General features: G+C 71.0%; 14 protein-coding genes. 9 read left to right on the top strand and 5 right to left on the bottom strand.

What is annotated here, in order from left to right:
* Nucleotides 1-85: 85 nt before the first annotated feature.
* The 7 genes from JIG36_RS20450 to JIG36_RS20480 are packed head-to-tail and all read left to right on the top strand — an operon-like array spanning nucleotide 86 to nucleotide 6,381.
* Nucleotides 86-1,546, top strand: a complete 1,461-nt coding sequence (locus tag JIG36_RS20450; protein ID WP_203377953.1) for a menaquinone biosynthesis decarboxylase — start codon at nucleotides 86-88, stop codon at nucleotides 1,544-1,546.
* Nucleotides 1,543-2,439, top strand: coding sequence for a menaquinone biosynthesis prenyltransferase MqnP (mqnP, locus tag JIG36_RS20455; RefSeq protein WP_203377954.1), 897 nt, complete (start codon nucleotides 1,543-1,545; stop codon nucleotides 2,437-2,439). Before JIG36_RS20450 ends, mqnP begins: the two co-directional genes overlap by 4 nt.
* A gap of 31 nt (nucleotides 2,440-2,470) precedes the next feature.
* Entirely contained in the window at nucleotides 2,471-2,983 is a 513-nt protein-coding gene (locus tag JIG36_RS20460) for a SigE family RNA polymerase sigma factor (protein WP_203377955.1), read from the top strand.
* Nucleotides 2,964-4,016, top strand: coding sequence for a hypothetical protein (locus JIG36_RS20465; RefSeq protein ID WP_203377956.1), 1,053 nt, complete (start codon nucleotides 2,964-2,966; stop codon nucleotides 4,014-4,016). The genes JIG36_RS20460 and JIG36_RS20465 overlap by 20 nt, the downstream gene beginning before the upstream one ends.
* Nucleotides 4,017-4,057: 41 nt before the next feature.
* Complete coding sequence (locus tag JIG36_RS20470; RefSeq protein WP_203377957.1) at nucleotides 4,058-4,582, top strand: SigE family RNA polymerase sigma factor; 525 nt, start codon at nucleotides 4,058-4,060, stop codon at nucleotides 4,580-4,582.
* Nucleotides 4,569-5,726 carry a hypothetical protein gene (locus JIG36_RS20475; RefSeq protein WP_203377958.1) on the top strand — a complete coding sequence of 386 codons (1,158 nt, stop codon included), beginning with the start codon at nucleotides 4,569-4,571 and terminating at the stop codon, nucleotides 5,724-5,726. The genes JIG36_RS20470 and JIG36_RS20475 overlap by 14 nt, the downstream gene beginning before the upstream one ends.
* Before the next feature lie 16 nt (nucleotides 5,727-5,742).
* Nucleotides 5,743-6,381 carry a UbiX family flavin prenyltransferase gene (locus tag JIG36_RS20480; protein ID WP_203377959.1) on the top strand — a complete coding sequence of 213 codons (639 nt, stop codon included), beginning with the start codon at nucleotides 5,743-5,745 and terminating at the stop codon, nucleotides 6,379-6,381.
* Here JIG36_RS20480 and JIG36_RS20485 read toward each other — a convergent pair.
* Nucleotides 6,354-6,629 carry a BldC family transcriptional regulator gene (locus JIG36_RS20485; RefSeq protein ID WP_030442123.1) on the bottom strand — a complete coding sequence of 92 codons (276 nt, stop codon included), beginning with the start codon at nucleotides 6,627-6,629 and terminating at the stop codon, nucleotides 6,354-6,356. The two genes, JIG36_RS20480 and JIG36_RS20485, sit on opposite strands and share 28 nt — an antisense overlap.
* Before the next feature lie 213 nt (nucleotides 6,630-6,842).
* Between JIG36_RS20485 and JIG36_RS20490 the strand changes: the two genes are divergently transcribed.
* Complete coding sequence (locus tag JIG36_RS20490) at nucleotides 6,843-7,292, top strand: Lrp/AsnC family transcriptional regulator (RefSeq protein WP_203377960.1); 450 nt, start codon at nucleotides 6,843-6,845, stop codon at nucleotides 7,290-7,292.
* 162 nt (nucleotides 7,293-7,454) lie between these two features.
* On the opposite strand, the gene JIG36_RS20495 is transcribed toward JIG36_RS20490, so the two are convergent.
* The 4 genes from JIG36_RS20495 to JIG36_RS20510 all read right to left on the bottom strand — a co-directional run bounded on the left by JIG36_RS20495 (nucleotide 7,455) and on the right by JIG36_RS20510 (nucleotide 14,897).
* Nucleotides 7,455-8,105: a putative glycolipid-binding domain-containing protein gene (locus JIG36_RS20495; RefSeq protein ID WP_203377961.1), complete on the bottom strand. Its 651-nt coding sequence runs from the start codon at nucleotides 8,103-8,105 to the stop codon at nucleotides 7,455-7,457.
* Between the two features lie 245 nt (nucleotides 8,106-8,350).
* The gene (locus JIG36_RS20500; protein WP_236047829.1) at nucleotides 8,351-10,327 is read right to left on the bottom strand and encodes a DEAD/DEAH box helicase; all 1,977 of its coding nucleotides are present in this window, start codon (nucleotides 10,325-10,327) and stop codon (nucleotides 8,351-8,353) included.
* Nucleotides 10,328-10,628: 301 nt separating this feature from the next.
* On the bottom strand, nucleotides 10,629-13,010 hold the full coding sequence (locus JIG36_RS20505) for a hypothetical protein (protein ID WP_203377962.1): 2,382 nt from the start codon (nucleotides 13,008-13,010) through the stop codon (nucleotides 10,629-10,631).
* Between the two features lie 207 nt (nucleotides 13,011-13,217).
* On the bottom strand, nucleotides 13,218-14,897 hold the full coding sequence (locus tag JIG36_RS20510) for a C40 family peptidase (RefSeq protein ID WP_307872817.1): 1,680 nt from the start codon (nucleotides 14,895-14,897) through the stop codon (nucleotides 13,218-13,220).
* A gap of 292 nt (nucleotides 14,898-15,189) precedes the next feature.
* Between JIG36_RS20510 and mqnE the strand changes: the two genes are divergently transcribed.
* The gene (gene mqnE / locus JIG36_RS20515; RefSeq protein ID WP_203377964.1) at nucleotides 15,190-16,359 is read left to right on the top strand and encodes an aminofutalosine synthase MqnE; all 1,170 of its coding nucleotides are present in this window, start codon (nucleotides 15,190-15,192) and stop codon (nucleotides 16,357-16,359) included.
* The last annotated feature ends 9 nt before the right edge of the window (nucleotides 16,360-16,368 follow it).

A 16,368-nucleotide genomic window follows, 5' to 3' on the forward strand; every position in this document is an offset into this window, starting at 1 on the left:
GCCCACTCAACGCGAATCGGACATGGTGAGTGACGGTGATCGCCCGCGCGCGGAACTGTCGGACCGGTGCGCGAGACTGGTTGTCATGGCGCCTCGTGGGTTTCCCTTTGAAGATCTGCAGAGCTTTCTCGACGCCCTCGAGGCGGCCGGCGAGCTGCGCCGGGTGACCGTCCCGATCGACCCGTCGCTGGAGATCAGCGAGGTGGTGACGCGTACGGTCCGCGAGGGTGGCCCGGCTCTGTTGTTCGAGCGACCCACCCGCGGCTCGATGCCCCTGGCGATCAATCTCTTCGGCACCGAGAAACGGATGGCCATGGCCCTCGGGGTCGAAAATCTTGACGAGGTGGGCGACCGCATCGGGGGGATGATCAAGCCCGAGCTTCCGGTCGGCTGGTCGGGCATCCGCGAGGGCATCGGCAAGGTGCTCCAGCTGAAGTCGCTGCCGCCCCGCAAGGTGAAGACCGCGCCCTGCCAAGAGGTGGTGCTCAAGGGCGACGAGGTCGACCTCGGCCTGCTTCCCGGCCTTCAGGTCTGGCCCGGCGACGGCGGCATCTTCCACAACTTCGGGCTCACCCACACCAAGCACCCCGAGACCGGCAAGCGCAACCTGGGGCTCTACCGCCTTCAGCAACACTCGAAGAACACGCTCGGCATGCACTGGCAGATCCACAAGGACTCCACGGCCCACCACGCCGTGGCCGAGCGGCTGGGCCAGCGCCTGCCGGTGGCCATCGCGATCGGCTGCGACCCCGTGGTGAGCTATTCGGCGTCGGCGCCGCTGCCCTCCGACATCGACGAATACCTGTTCGCGGGCTTCCTGCGCGGTGAGCGGGTCGAGATGGTCGACTGCCTGACCGTCCCGCTGCAGGTGCCGGCCGAGGCCCAGATCATCCTCGAGGGCTATCTCGAACCCGGCGAGCGGCTGCCCGAGGGCCCGTTCGGCGACCACACCGGCTTCTACACGCCGGTCGAGCCGTTCCCGGTGCTGCACATCGAGTGCATGACGATGCGTAGGAAGCCGATCTACCACTCGATCATCACGTCGAAGCCGCCGCAGGAAGACCACGGCCTCGGCAAGGCGACCGAGCGCATCTTCCGGCCGCTGCTCAAGATGATGATCCCCGACATCGTCGACTACGACCTCCCGTCGGCCGGCGTCTTCCACAACTGCGCGATCGTCTCGATCAAGAAGCGCTACCCGAAGCACGCCCAGAAGGTCATGAACGCGATCTGGGGCGCCCACTCGATGGCGTTCACCAAGCTGATCGTGATCGTCGACGAGGACTGCGACGTCCACGACTACAACGAGGTCGCCTTCCGCGCGCTCGGCAACGTCGACTACGCCCGCGACCTGCTGCTCACCGAGGGCCCGGTCGACCACCTCGACCACGCGTCCTACCAGCAGTTCTGGGGCGGCAAGGCGGGCATCGACGCCACCCGTAAGCTGCCGTCGGAGGGCTACTCACGAAGCTGGCCCGAAGAGATGACGATGTCGCCCGAGGTGATCAGCCTGGTGGACAAGCGCTGGAAGGAGTACGGCATATGACGGCGATCGCGGCGGTGCCCGAGAAACCCGGCAAGGTCAAGGCGTTCCTGCGCCTGGTCGCCATCGAGCACTCGGTGTTCGCGCTGCCGTTCGCCTATCTGTCCGCGCTGGTCGCGCTCGACCGCCTCGACACCGGCATCCACTGGGTCGACCTGCTGCTGGTCACGGTCGCGATGGTCTCGGGCCGCACCTTCGCCATGGCGGCCAACCGCATCCTCGACCGCAAGATCGACGCCCTCAACCCCCGCACGCAGAACCGCGAGCTCGTCACGGGCGCGGTCAGCCTGCGCACGGCGTGGACCGGGGCCGCGGTCTCGCTGGTGGTGCTCTTCGTCGCGGCCGGCCTGCTCAATCCGCTCTGCCTGCTGCTCTCGCCGCTCGCCGTGATCCCGCTGGTGATCTACCCGTACGCCAAGCGGTTCACGAACTTCCCGCATTACGTGCTGGCCCTGGCCCAGGCCGTGGCCCCGGTCGGCGCCTGGCTCGCGATGACCGGCACGTTCGACGGCTCGGGCCCGGCCTGGCTGCTCGGCGTCGCGGTCGGCCTGTGGATCGGCGGGTTCGACATCATCTACGCCTGCCAGGATGTCGAGATCGACCGCAAGATCGGCGTTCACTCGACCCCGGCCCGGTTCGGCGTGCGCACCGCGCTGCACATCTCCACCGTCACCCACGTGCTGACGTTCGCGCTGTTCGTGTGGTTCGGCCAGATGGTCGGCCTGGGCTGGCTCTGGTGGATCGGCCTCGCCCTGACCGCGGTCGCCTTCGCCTACCAGCACATCGTCGTCACGCCGAACGACCTGTCGAAGGTCAACCGGGCCTTCTTCACGGCCAACGGCTTCGTCGGCATCGCGCTGTTCCTCTTCGCGCTGCTCGACCTGATTCTTTTGTAACCCGCCACGTGTCGGCGTCCGTCTAACTCTCGTGAGTGACAAGGACGCCGAGTTCCGGGAGTTCGTGACGGCCCGTCTCGACTCCCTGCGCGCGCTCGCGTTCCTGACGTGCGGCGACTGGCAGGTCGCCGAAGACGCCGCCGTCACCGCCCTCAGCAAGCTCTACGGGCGGTGGAACCGGGTCGACAACCGGGAGGCGTACGCCCGCACGATCGCGGTGCGGGCCGCCATCGACGAGACCCGACGGCCGTGGTGGCGGCGCGAACAGTCGCACGGGGACGCGCTGCCCGAGATGCCGGTCGACGGTGGGCACCACGCGGTCGACGAGCGGCTGCGCATCCAGCAGGCCCTGAGCCGGTTGCCGGCCAAACTGCGCGCCGTCCTGGTGCTGCGCTTCCTCGAAGAGATGAGCGTGCAGGAGACGGCGGCCGCGCTGCGCTGGCCCGAGGGCACCGTGAAGGCGTACACGTCGAGGGGTCTGGAGGCGCTTCGGCAGATCCTGGACGAGCGGAGGGAGGGGCGTCGTGCGTTCCGAAATGGGTGAGCTGCTCGAGGAGGCCGCGCAGGGCGCGCCGCCGCTGCGGCACGACGCCGAGTCGGTGCTGCAGGTCGGTCGTCGCCGGCAGCGACGCCGCCACGCCGGCTGGGCGATCGCGGCCGTGGTGGCGGTGACCGCCGCGATCGGGGTGCCGCAGATCGCCCGGCGCGGGCCGTCTCATCCGGTCACGCCGCCGCCGACCCCGGTGGTGATCACGACACCGGTCAAGGGCGCGCTGCTGCCGTTCGTCACGCGTTTCCAGGGCTACGAGACCGTCGGCTTCCGCGTCACCGATCCCGAGATGGTGTCCACGTCATGGAACCTGGCCTCGGTCTCGTTGGCCGCCAGCAGCCGGAAAAATGACTGGATGAAGCTACTGGTGTATGAACCCGGCACCGACCCGGTGGCCCGCTATCCGGGCGCGAAAATCATCGCCGTTGCTCCGATCAACGGCCGCCGAGCCTTCTTTCTCCAGCCGGCCGGTGCGAGCGACCGGGATCGCTCCCTCTTCTGGGAGTACGCCGAGGGACTTTTCGCCCGACTGATGCGAGCCCAGCCCGAGACGTCTGACCTGGACATGCAGAAGGTGGCCGATGGCTTCCGGCTGAGCCCGGAGAAGCCGGTGAAGGTCCCGTTGCGGGTCGGTCATGTGCCCCCCGACTACCGGCTGGTGGCCGTGTCCGGCCCGCTCCAGAATCTGACTTTCGAGCATGTGGATCGGGCGGCCGCGCGGATGGCGACGCCGGACCGCGACTACGACAACCGGTACACCGGCACCAGCCATCGGAGCCTGTCCATCAGGCTGATGCGCGTGCCCACGGGTGCTGATCCTGACCCGGACCGGGTCACGTGCAAGTCGGACACCTGCTTCCGCTCGGTGGCCGGTGGCCGATATCGGCTCCTGGTGGGTGGCGGGCACGGCCTGGAGGACGACCGCCGGGTGCTGGAGTCGATCACCATGGCCGACCTGGACGATCCGGCCGGCTGGATCCCGGTCAACGAGGCCGTGCCGGAGTCCGTCCAGCTGCGGGTGCCGTAGATGCCTGTAACCGTTTCTCCAGTGACCTCCGTCTAACCCGCGTGAGCGACAACGAGGCCGAGTTCCGCGAGTTCGTCGGGGCGCAGATGGATTCGCTGCGCGGGCTCGCCTACCTCACGTGCGGCGATTGGCAGGTGGCCGAGGACGCGGTTCTCTCGGCCCTCGCCCGCCTCTACGTGAAGTGGGGACGGGTGGAGAACCACGATTCCTATGCCCGTACGGCGGTGGTCCGCGCGGCGATCGACGAGACGCGCCGACCCTGGTGGCGTCGCGAGCAGTCGCACAGTCACGCCATGCCCGACATGGCGGCCCCCGACGTCATCCCGCACGCCGACGACCGGATGCACCTGCGTGAGGCCCTCCTTCAGGTGCCGGTGAAGCACCGCGCGGTTCTGGTGCTGCGGTTCCTGGAAGGGCTGAGCGTTCCGCAGACCGCGGCCGCGCTGCGCTGCCCGGAGGGGACCGTCAAGGCGTACACGTCCCGTGGTCTGGAGACGCTGCGGCGGATCCTCGGTGTCGACATCAGCCTCGACGAACGGACGGAGGCCCGTCATGAAGCTGTCTGACCTGCTGGAAGACGCGCCTCCGCCACGGTTCACGGTCGATGACTTCATCCGTGCCGGACGTCGGCGTCGTCGGCGGCGGAATGCCGGGTGGGCGATCGCGGCCGTGGTGGCGGTGGCCATCGCGATCGGGGTGCCGCAGATCCTCACCCGGCCCCCGTCCCACCCGGTGAACCCGGTGCCCACGCCGACGCGGGCCCTCGACCGGCTGTTCAAGACCTACCAGGTCGGCGATCTCACGGTGGGCGATCCGGAGTGGGTCGGGGTGAACAACCAGACCACCTACATCGGGCGGGACCGGCCACCTGGGCGTCCGCTGCGCGCGGTCGGCATTCTCAACGTCTATCGCGCCGGATTCGAGCCGACGCGCGCCTGGGCCGAGAAAGTCACCCCGACCGACCCGATCGGCGGGCGCCCGGCCTACTTCGCCGCGGCCCGTCCCGCCCGGGACAACGGGATCTGGAAACCGGTCCGGGTGCTGGTCTGGCAGTACGCCGACAACGCGACCGCCGTGGTCACGGCGTACGACCGCTATCTGGGTCTCGACGACGCCGAGATGCGTGCGGTCGCGTCGCGGTTCGTTCTGCAGGCCACACCACAGCCGATCCGCCAGCGATACACCGTCAGCTGGACACCGCCGGGCCTGCGACTCGCGGCGGTGGAGTATTCGATGCGGGGCCCCGGGTCGGTGGTGTTCGTGCCCGAGGCAGCGGCGGCCACCTTCGAGAGCACCGCCCTTGACGGCGAGACCGCGGGTTTTCTGGCCAACCTCGACACGAAGAACCAGAATTTCGGTCCGATCGCCGTCCCGCCGGGTGGGATGGTCATGGACCTTCTCGGCGGGGGCCGCAGCGACCAGGGTCCGGTCCCCGAGTGCGGACCGAAGCGGTTTCCGGACTTCAACGCCGAGACGAACGCGTCATGGACGAGACAGTGTGTCGCCCAGATCGTCCCGATCTCCACCGCCGGCGACCCGGACAGTACGACCGGGCTCTATCTGACCGTCCGCGCCGGCGACGCCGTGCCCCTGGACCATCTGCGGCAGGTCGCCGCGTCGAGCAAACCGACGGGCCCGATGGCGAGGCCGGATTCGTGGAAACCGTCGGTGGAGGCCTTCCCCACTTCTGCCCAACTGCCGCGCGACTAGGAGGCACACTTGGGACATGCGTGAACCGTGGGTCGTGGGTGTCTCGGGTGCCTCGGGCACGCCCTATGCCCGGGCCGTGCTCACGGGGCTGCTGGACGCCGGCGAGGCCGTCGACCTGGTGATCTCCAAGGCGGCCCGGCTCACCATTCTCGACGAGACCGGCGCCACCGTACGCGATGCGCACTGGAAGGACGACGTCGGCGCATGGCTGGGCCGTGACCTGGGCGACCTGTCGTACTGGCCGGCGGGTGACCTGGCCGCGGGTCCGAGCAGTGGCTCCTACCCGGCCCGGGGCATGATCGTGGTGCCGGCCAGCACGGCGGCGTGCGCGGGCATCGCCATCGGCCTGTCCAAAGACCTGCTGCAGCGAGCGGCCGAGGTGAATCTCAAGGAACGTCGACGCACAGTCATCGTTCCCCGCGAGACACCGGTGACACGCAGTCACCTCGAGCACCTGATCGCCCTGCACGACGCCGGGGCGGTCGTGCTGCCGGCCAGCCCGGGCTTCTACGGTTCGGGCGCCCAGGCGACCGCACAACAGCTGGTCGACTTCGTGGCGGGCAAGGCGCTGGACGCACTAGGCGTGCCTCACACGCTCCTGACCCGGTGGAAGGGCGAGCTGAACGCTCAGCGCAACCCGTTGGGCGGGCCGTAACCCATGCCCGGGTTGGTGGGACCAGCATTCCGGGGCCGGTTGGCGGCGTCGTCCTCGCGCATCTCCTCGACCACGCCATCGCCTTCCAGCAATGCGCGGACCTCGGATTCGCGGAATCGGCGGTGGCCACCTGGCGTGCGAATGCTGCCGATACGTCCGGCGGCGGCCCAGCGCGTGACCGTCTTCGGGTCGACGCGGAACAGCGCGGCCACCTCGCCTGGTGTCAGCAGACGATCTCCAGTGTCCACAGCCCCCTCCTCGCGTCGGTCATTTGGAGCGGCCGTGATCACGGTGAGTGTCGGCGTGCTCGATCGGGACGTAAAGCCATTAGAGCATTGCCCCGGAACCGAGTCCCTGGAATGCGGAAAAAGCCCTAATTGCGACAGTGATCGTTATCCTGCCGCCGTTTTCGCCGCTACCGGGCGTGAGTGACGATCTGCCACCCGTTTAGGGTCATCACCATGGACTCCATCGACCTCCGCCTGATCGAGCTGCTACGGGAGAACGCCCGCTCGTCGTATGCCGAGCTCGCGCGCAAGGTCGGGCTGTCCGCTCCGGCCGTGCACGAGCGGGTCGGCAAACTCGAGGCAGCCGGCACCATCCGGGGTTATCGGGCCGAAGTCGACCACGAGGCGCTGGGCCTCGGGGTGACCGCGCTGATCGGCATCATCGAGGACTCGGGCGCCGACACCGACGACGTGCTGACCGCCGTGCGGGCCATGCCCGAGGTCGAAAGCTGCTATTTCATGGCCGGCGTGGAGTCGTACCAGCTGACCGTCCGGGTCGGCACGATCGCCGAGCTCGAGCAGCTGATCGTGCGCATCAACCGCACACCCGGTGTCGCCTCCACCCGTACGGCGATCGCGCTTTCGACCAAATGGGAGAACCGGCCCCAGCCCGGTCTCGCCTGAAAAAGCCATTTCCCGTACGGCGTGAGGTGGCGCTCGGCCGGCCGTCGCGTTGATGTCGTCGTCCGGCCGCCGTCGCCGGGCAAGCGGGTTCGGGCGTGATCGCCGGGACCGTCCATCGAGGCCGATGCCCCGGGAAGGCCGGTCAGAGGCCGCCTGCGCCGCTCAATCCGCCCTCTTGGGGCGTGGATCACCCGCCCGGACGGCCAGGCCCGGATAGTCGATTACGAAGCCGTCGTCGTCGATGGCCAGGTCGGCGCTGAACGTCTCGGTGGCGAATCGGACCCGGCCCTCGCCGAGCGCGGTGTAGATCTGGTCGGCCTGCACGATCTCGAGGCTCGGCAGCAGCACCCAGGCCACACTGACCCGGTGCGCGACACCGGTGTCGCCGGCGGCCGGGTGGTGCAGCCCGAGACGGCGGATCGGGAGCGTGTTGGTGAGCGGGGAGCCGCTCAGGTCGACGTCGAACGCGCCGTACAGCAGATCGGGGTCCTCGGTTCCCGGCAGGCCCGCGCCCGCGTGCCCGGCCGCCGACAGCACGGCGTCGAGGTCACCCTGCTCGGCGGTGGTGGCCCGCCAGCGCCCGGCGGCCAGTTCGAGCCGGATGCTCCGCTTCCAGCCCGCCCCCTCGGCGACGACGTCGAAGAACCCCGTGACCCAGGCCGGATCCGTACGCAGTTCGTACCGGCACGTGTAGGGGACCGGATCGACGGCCAGGGCCGTCCCGCGGGCGTAGAGCCCGTCCGACGCGTCGACCAGGACGTGCTCGGACCCGGCAGTGTCCTTGCGTTGCCAGAACAGGGCGGAGGTCAGCATCCTCCCTGTCTACCCGGGCCGCTGCCTCGTGAAAAGCCACCCGCTCACGCCGCGGCCAACTTCCCTGACGGCCCGTCCTCGTTCCGGAGGGTGGGAAAGGCGAACGCCGACACCTGCGTCGGCGCGTGACGGCCGGCCCCTCGTTCCGGCGGGCGGAAAGGCGAACGCCCGGCACCTGTGGATGCCGGGCGTTCGTGGTGGTTCGTCAGCAGGCGGCTGGCGCGGCCTGCGTGGACCCTCTTCGGTCAGTAGCTGCGCGCGGGGCGGGCGGTGCCGTAACGGCCCGACGGGCCCTCGCGGCGGTCGTTGCGCTGGTTGTTGTCGCGGCGGAATCCGCCGGTCCGCTCGCCGTTGCGGCCATAGCCGCGGTCGCCGCGGGAACGGTCGCCACCACCGGCGTAGCCGCCACGGTCGGAACCAGTGCGGTCGCCACCGGCGTAACCGCCCCGGTCGCCGCCGGCGTAGCCACCCCGGTCGCCCGAACCCGTGCGCTCGCTGTAGCCGCCGCGCTCGGGACGGTCGCCGTACGAACGCTGCGGACGGTCACGGTCGCCGTAGCCGCCGCGCTCCGGGCGGTCGCCGTAGGACCGCTGCGGACGGTCACCGGACGGGCGGTCGTCGAAGGACCGCTGCGGACGGTCACCGTACGAGCGTTGCGGACGGTCACCACGGGGACGGTCGCCGTACGAGCCGCGCGGGCGGTCGCCGAAGCGGCCCCGCGGACGGTCGCCACGCTCGCGGCGGGGCTCCGGCTCGTCGACCACGGGAACGCCGCTCGGCTCGCGGGCACCGGTGATCTCGATCAGCTTCTCGTCGCCGTTGCGCACCCGCACCTCGGCCGGCGCGACCCCGGCCTTGGACATCATGGCCTGGGTGCTGCGGCGCTGCTTGGGCAGAACCAGCGTCACGACCGCGCCCGACTCGCCGGCCCGGGCGGTGCGACCGGCCCGGTGCAGGTAGTCCTTCGGGTCCTTGGGCGGGTCGACGTGCATGACCAGCGAGATGCCGTCGACGTGGATGCCGCGGGCGGCCACGTCCGTCGCCACGAGGACGCTGGTGCGACCCTCCTTGAACTCGGCGAGCGTGCGCGTGCGGACCCGCTGGGTCTTGCCGCCGTGCAGCCCACCGGCCCGGACGCCGACCTGCCGGAGCTGCTCGACCAGCCGGTCGACGCCCATCTGGGTGCGGGCGAAGACGATCGTCTTGCCGGCCCGGTTGGCGATCGCCGCCGCGATCGGGAACTTGTCGTGCGGCGGGATCAGCAGCAGGTGGTGGTCCATGGTGGACACGCTGGCCTCGGCCGGCGCGGTCGAGTGCGTGACCGGGTCGTGCATGAACCGCTTGACCAGCGCGTCGACGTCACCGTCGAGAGTGGCCGAGAAGAGCAGCCGCTGCGTGCCCTCGGGCGTCTTGGCGAGCAGCTCGGTGACCTCGGGCAGGAAGCCCATGTCGGCCATCTGGTCGGCCTCGTCGAGAACGGTGATCTCGATGTCGTCGAGCTTGCAGGCGCCCCGCTCGATCAGGTCGCCGAGCCGGCCCGGGGTGGCGACCATGACCTCGACGCCGCGGCGCAGCGCGTCCATCTGACGGTCGTACGGAACGCCGCCGACCGCGGTCTTCAGGAACACGCCGACCGAACGACCCAGCGGCATCAGCGCGTCGGCGACCTGCATGGCCAGCTCGCGCGTCGGCACCAGGATCAGGGCCTTGGGGTGGTGCGGGCGGGCGCGGCCGCCCTGGGCGATGCGGGCCAGCAGCGGCAGGCCGAACGCCAGGGTCTTGCCGGAGCCGGTCTGGCCGCGGCCGAGAACGTCACGGCCGGCCAGCGCGTCGGGCATGGTCGCGGCCTGGATCTCGAACGGCGTGGTGATGCCCTCACGCGTGAGGACGCGCACGAGCTCGGCCGGCAGGCCCAGCTCGGCGAAGCTCGGAACGACGACCGGTTCCGCGACGGGCTCCTCGGTGGTGGCTTCCGGAGCTTCGACGGCCTCGACGGCGGTGGTGGCTTCCGGAGCCTCGACGGCCTCAACGGCGGTGGCTTCCGGAGCCTCGACGGCCTCGACGGCTTCGGTCGAGTCGGCGTCGGTCGCGACAGCCTCGGTGGCGTCGGCCTCGACCGTGACCGAGGTCTCTTCGGCAACCGGAGTCTCGGGGGTCTGGTCTTCGGTGGAACGGGGTTCGAAGACGGACGGGAACGTGCTGGGATCAGCGAAAGTGGTCAAGAGAACCTCTCTACGGGGGCGCATGCTCGCGAATGACCCCGCCGCGGCTGTGGTGATAGCCGACCGCTGAAATGCCCGCAAGAACGCCCGTGGCGTGCGCCGCAAGGGCACGCCGCTTCAATAACTGTCATAAGTGTACGGCTCAACGTTTCGCACGCCGACCGCATTCCGCGCCGCTAGTGGGCAGGCTCACCGCACGCGTGACGCACGGCACGAGACCCCTGAGGCGCAAACCCGACCAGCTTAGGTCGCGTCCGGTGATGCGCCAAATCCGGCGACCGGCGTCACCGGCCGCCGGCAATCATGAGAAGACGCCGCTCATCCAGTCGCTGAACGAGCTTCCGGCGGTCAGCAGGAACACCACGCTCACCGTCACGAGCAGGCCCAACACGACCAGCATGGCGACCGCGACCTTGAGGTTGCTGCGCCGCCGGTCGATCACCTCGTCGCGCCAACCCTGGGCCAGGATGTGTCCGGTAAGCGACCCGGAATTCTCCACGGCGTTGGTCGAAACGGGCATCGTCGCGTCGATCGTCTCGTATCCGCCGGTTCCGTAGAGCGTGCCCGGCGGCATCCCCGGTTGCGTCCCCGGCTGCATCCGCTGCTGCGGAACGGCCATCGTCGGCTCGGGGTCGAAGCCCGGCGGGTAGGCCGGCGCGCCACCGACCTGAGTGGCCGGTGCTCCGCCGAGCTGGGTGGTGGGGGCGCCGCCGGCGTGGGTGGCCGACGGGCCGGACTGCTTGGCGGGCGCGCCGCTGACCGGGGGTGCCGGCGCGGTCGGGGGCTCCTCGTTCGGCCGGGCCGAACGGGCCGGCGAACCGAACGGCTGAGTCGGATTCGCACCGAAAGGAGCCTGCTTCGGATCCGGCCCGACGACCCCGTACGGGGTGGTGGCGGCCGGCGAGCGCCCTCCGGTGGCGGGCGGCACGGTGTACGACGGCAGGCCGCTTCCCCTCGACGGGATCATCGGCGGCGGCGGGACGATCGGCTGCGGCGGACCGGGCACCGGGCTCGGTCCGGGCGGACCCGGAACCGGGCTGGGCGACGGTCCCGGCGGAACCGGCGACGGTCCCGGGCCGGGCGGCACGGGCGAGGGGCCAGGGCTGGGCGGAACCGGCGACGGTCCCGGGCCGGGCGGCACGGGCGAGGGGCCAGGGCCGGGCGGAACCGGCGACGGACCGGGACCGGGCGGAACCGGTCCGGGCGGCATCGGGCTCGGCACCGGGCCGGGCGTCGGGCTCGGCGGCGTGGGTGCCGGCCCGGGGGTCGGGCTCGGGAACGGTCCCGGGGTGGGCGCCGGGAACGGGCCGGGCGACGGCGGGGCCGGGAACGGGTCGGGCGGCCGGATCGGATCGGGTCGTCCCGGGTCGGGGCGCTCCGGTTCCGGCTCGGTGGGCTCCGGACGCGACGGCGGGGCCGGCACCGGGGCCGGCGGCTCGGGCTTCGAGGGCTCCGGCTTCGACGGGTCGGGCTCGCCGGGCTCAGGGTCACCCGGCGTCGGCTCGGTCGGCTGCGGATCTCCGGGCTGCGGGTCTTTGGGCTGCGGGTCCTTGGGCTCGGGGTCGCCGGGAGCGGGTTCGGGCGTGGTCGCGACCGGTGGCCGGGAGCCGGTCGGCGGCGGCGTGACCTTGGCCCGCGCCACGACGGAACGGCTCTCCTGCCCCGGCTCACCCGAAGCGGGCGGCGCCGAGGTGGGAACGGCCGCAGAGCCCGAGACGGGAGCTGAGGTCGGTCGAGCCGAGCCGGACGCGGATCCCGAGACCGGGGCGCCGCTCGGCCGGGCCGAAGCGGATCCCGCGGCGGGCGGCGCCGAGGTGGGAACGGCGGCGGAGCCGGAGACGGGGGCCGAGGTGGGTCGGTTCGAGCCGGATCCCGCGGCGGGCGGCGCCGAGGTGGGAACGGCGGCGGAGCCGGAGACGGGGGCCGAGGCGGGTCGGTTCGAGCTGGATCCCGTGGCGGGCGGCGCCGAGGTGGGAACGGCGGCGGAACCGGCGGCGGGGGTCGAGGCCGGGACGACGGGCGCCGAGGGGGCGGCCGAGACCGGGGCCGACGCGACGACGGTCGGCTTGACGACCTTGGCGCCGGCGGCCTCATCGGAGGACTTGCTGCCATAGAGCTTGGCCTCACCGGTGCCCCACCCCGCGGCCCGGGAAGCGCCGGCCGACTCGGGGCTGATCGAACCGGGCACGGTGGCGCGGGCGGCACCGGAGCTGAGCGAGGTGGGCAGGCGGCGGCTGGCGCCGTCGACCCGCTCGGGCACGAGCTCGGAGGCGGGGCTGACCGGTCGCGCCGACCCGACGGCCTTGCTGCCGCCCTCACCAGGCACACCCGAAGCGGGCGCACCGGAAGCGGGCGCACCGGAAGCGGGCGCACCGGAAGCGGGCGCACCGGAAGCGGGGGCGTCGGAGATCGGGCCGCCGGACCTGGGCGCGTCCGAAGTGGGCGCGTCGGAGGTGTCAGCGTCGGGGAGCGGGCCGCCGGACGTCGGCGTGCCCGAGGCTGGAGTGCCCGAGACAGCGGCCGACGCCTTCGCTGAACTTCCGTCACCGGTGGGCTTGGCCGCCCACAGGGCTCCGGGCGCGGGCGGCGGTGGCGGAGCGTATCCGTCCTGGTCGCCCGCCGGCGTCCGCGCAGCGGGCGGCTTCATGCCGTCGCTGTCCGGTGCCGCCTGCCGCTCGTCCATGGATCCTCCCGACCGCCGCGTGCCGACGGGATTCGGTCGTCGGGCGCTGCAATAACCGTGCCATATCCGTGCTCGTCAGCACACCCGGCATCAACCGGACCATGCCCCCGGCCCGGCCCGGACCACCGGAAAGGCGATATTTGATCGCCTCGTGGCCGAGCGTGCCAACCGGCAAGACCGAAGCGGACGCGAGGCCCGGAACGGCCGTCAGGAGCCGGAAGAGGACGCCTTGCTGCTCGCCGACTCGGCCGCGTTGGCCGAGCTGGTCGTGCCGGTCGGCGTGGACACCGAGTTGGACGCGCTGGATCCACCAGAGCTGGAACCGCCGGAGCTGGAACCGCCCGAGCTGGACCCACCCGAGCTGGAACCGCCGGAACTCGAGCCACCGGAGTTCGACCCGCCGCCCGAGGGGCTCTCGCCGCCACCCGTCGCCGGGGGCGTCGTGGCCGGCGGCGGATTGGTGGCCGGTGGCGTGGTGGCGGGCGGGGTCGTGGCCGGGGGTGTCGTTGCGGGCGGCGTGGTGGCGGGCGGCGTCGTCGCCGGCGGCGTGGTGACCGGAGGCGTCGTGACCGGCGGCGTCGTCACCGGCGGGGTGGTGACCGGAGGCGTGGTGCCGGGCGGGGTCGTGCCGGGCGGGGTGGTTCCCGGAGGCGTCGTGCCCGGCGGGGTGGTTCCCGGCGGTGGCGTCGTCGGCGGCCGGCCCGGCGTGGTCGGGTTGCCGGGCGTCACCGGGTCGGGGTCGGGGCTGCCCAGCTCGGGACCCTGGACGATGCCTTCGATCGAGCCGAACACCCGCGTGGCCTGGAACAGGCGCGACCAGCGGACGGGCGTCAGCCGCACGTTGAGACCCGTGCGCGGGGCCTCGACCATCATGCCGTCACCCGCGTACATCGCGACGTGGTGGATGCCCCGCCAGCTGTTCGTGTAGCTGAAGAACAGCAGGTCGCCGGGGAGCAGCGAGTAACGCGAGACGACCTTGTTGCGGGTCTGCCAGTACTGGTCGCGGGAGACGCGGGTCAGCTGGAAACCGACCGAGCGGTATGCCGCGTACATCAGGCCGGAGCAGTCGTATTCGTCCGGGCCCTCTTCGGACCAGACGTATGGGTCGCCGCGCTGAGCCAGCGCGAACCGCAACGCCTGCATGGCCCGGGCGTCGGCGCCGCGACCAGCCTCGGCCCCGGCCAGGAAGCCCGCGCCGAGCGCGCTGTCGACCCCGGCCTGGCTGGCCTCGGCGGCGGCGATCTCGTCGGCGTGCGCGAGCTCGAGGCGCTGCTGGGCGGCCTGCTTCTGGGTCAGCTGGGTGTTGAGCTTGGTGTATTTCGCCGCGAGATCGGAATAGCGCGCGCTGCTCACCGTCTGGTCGTCGAGGGCGAGCTGAGCGGTGATCTGGGCCAGCTCGATCTGACGGGCGATGGCCTGCTGGGTGCCGTCGCCGCGCTGGAGGCGGGCCAGGTCGCCGAGGTCGGAGAGCCCGCCGAGGCCACCCGGCGGCATCGCGGCGGCGTCGATCACCGACTGGGCGGCGGCGTCGGCGGCGGAGGTCTGCGCCGTCTGCAAGGTCTCGGACGCCTGCTTGTATTTCAGCTGGGCCGCGGTCTGCTGGTCACGGGCGAGATCGCGGTCTTGTTCGAGCTGGATCAGCTGGTCGCCCAGGGTGGCGACCTCGTTGCGACCCTTTTCGATCTGCTGGAGGACCGGGCTCGAAGCGGCGCCGGCCAGCGAGGCGGCCGGGGTCGCGGCCTTCTGACCGGGCATGGCCAGGGTGCCGAGGGCCATCGGGCGGGAGCCGACGTCGGGCACGGCGACGCTGAACGTGTCTTGCGGGGCGGCGGCCGGGTCGGCGAAGGCCGGGACGGGCTGGAAAAGGGCAGCAATAGTGGCAGCCACGGTCGAAAGCAGCACAGGACGCCACAACAGGGGCGCGCTGCGTGATCGCCGGACTCCAACTCGTGCTGTCGCCATGTGCTCCCCGTCCGCCGCGGTGTCGCCACCGCATGCCGTTCCCCCTAAAGACTTACCTCACGCCTTGCATGCCTGTCGATTGATCGAAGGTGAAAGAAGGCTGGGAATCCGGTGACCAACCGCGTGACCTGCACCGCCGCCCGAACGGCCCGATCAAGATCACTAACGGCAGGACGTACGCTCGACGGCGAGGAACCGAAAGAGGGGCGCACACCACATGGATGCCGGACTGAAGCGCGAGCTCGAGGCCAAGGTCTACGCGGGTGAGCGGTTGAGCCGTTCCGACGGTGAGGCGCTCTACGCCAGCGACGACCTGGCGTGGCTCGGCCGGCTGGCCCACCACAAGCGCACCGAGCTCAACGGCGACCGCGTGATGTTCAACGTCAACCGGCACCTCAACCTGACCAACGTGTGCAGTGCCAGTTGTGCGTACTGCTCGTTCCAGCGCAAGCCGGGCGAGAAGGACGCGTACACGATGCGCATCGAGGAGGCCGTGGCCAAGGCCAAGGAGATGGAGGACGAGCAGCTCACCGAGTTGCACATCGTCAACGGCCTGCACCCCTCGCTGCCGTGGCGTTATTACCCCAAGGTGCTGCGTGAGCTGAAGGCCGCTCTGCCCGATGTGAAGCTCAAGTGCTTCACCGCCACCGAGGTTCAGTGGTTCGAGAAGATCAGCGGCCGGCCGGCCAGTGAGATCCTCGACGAGCTGATGGACGCCGGGCTCGAGTCGCTGACCGGGGGCGGCGCCGAGATCTTCGACTGGGAGGTCCGGCAGCACATCGTCGACCACAACACCCACTGGGAAGACTGGTCGCGCATCCACCGGCTGGCCCACGAGAAGGGCATGAAGACGCCGGCCACCATGCTCTACGGCCACATCGAGGAGCCCCGGCACCGCGTCGACCACGTGATGCGGCTGCGCGAGCTGCAGGACGAGACCGGTGGCTTCGCCGTCTTCATCCCGCTGCGCTACCAGCACGACTTCCACGACTCGCAGGACGGCAAGGTGCGCAACCGGCTCCAGGAGCGCACCACGATGGCCGCGCCGGCCGAGTCGCTCAAGACGTTCGCCGTGTCGCGCCTGATGTTCGACAACGTGCCGCACGTGAAGTGCTTCTGGGTCATGCACGGCCTCTCGGTCGCGCAGCTCACGCTGAACTTCGGCGCCGACGACCTCGACGGCTCGGTGGTCGAATACAAGATCACCCACGACGCCGACTCGTACGGCACCCCGAACACGATGCACCGCGACGACCTGCTCGAACTCATCTGGGACGCGGGTTTCCAGCCGGTCGAGCGCAACACGCGGTATGAGGTCGTGCGTGAGTACGACCGGGCGCCGTCCCTGGCCGAGCGGCGCAGCGAGCCGCAGAAGGTCTGGGCCTGAGCCCAACGC

The sequence above is a fragment of the Paractinoplanes ovalisporus genome (genome assembly GCF_016834655.1).
In the GTDB taxonomy this organism is placed as follows: Bacteria; Actinomycetota; Actinomycetes; order Mycobacteriales; family Micromonosporaceae; genus Actinoplanes; species Actinoplanes ovalisporus.

Excerpts from the sequence above, each read along its gene's own strand:
- JIG36_RS20495 (WP_203377961.1), bottom strand. The coding sequence starts at position 8,105 with ATGCTGACCTCCGCCCTGTTCTGGCAACGCAAGGACACTGCCGGGTCC.
- JIG36_RS20480 (WP_203377959.1), top strand. The coding sequence starts at position 5,743 with ATGCGTGAACCGTGGGTCGTGGGTGTCTCGGGTGCCTCGGGCACGCCC.
- mqnE (WP_203377964.1), top strand. The coding sequence starts at position 15,190 with ATGGATGCCGGACTGAAGCGCGAGCTCGAGGCCAAGGTCTACGCGGGT.
- JIG36_RS20490 (WP_203377960.1), top strand. The coding sequence starts at position 6,843 with ATGGACTCCATCGACCTCCGCCTGATCGAGCTGCTACGGGAGAACGCC.
- JIG36_RS20450 (WP_203377953.1), top strand. The coding sequence starts at position 86 with ATGGCGCCTCGTGGGTTTCCCTTTGAAGATCTGCAGAGCTTTCTCGAC.
- mqnP (WP_203377954.1), top strand. The coding sequence starts at position 1,543 with ATGACGGCGATCGCGGCGGTGCCCGAGAAACCCGGCAAGGTCAAGGCG.
- JIG36_RS20475 (WP_203377958.1), top strand. The coding sequence starts at position 4,569 with ATGAAGCTGTCTGACCTGCTGGAAGACGCGCCTCCGCCACGGTTCACG.
- JIG36_RS20505 (WP_203377962.1), bottom strand. The coding sequence starts at position 13,010 with ATGGACGAGCGGCAGGCGGCACCGGACAGCGACGGCATGAAGCCGCCC.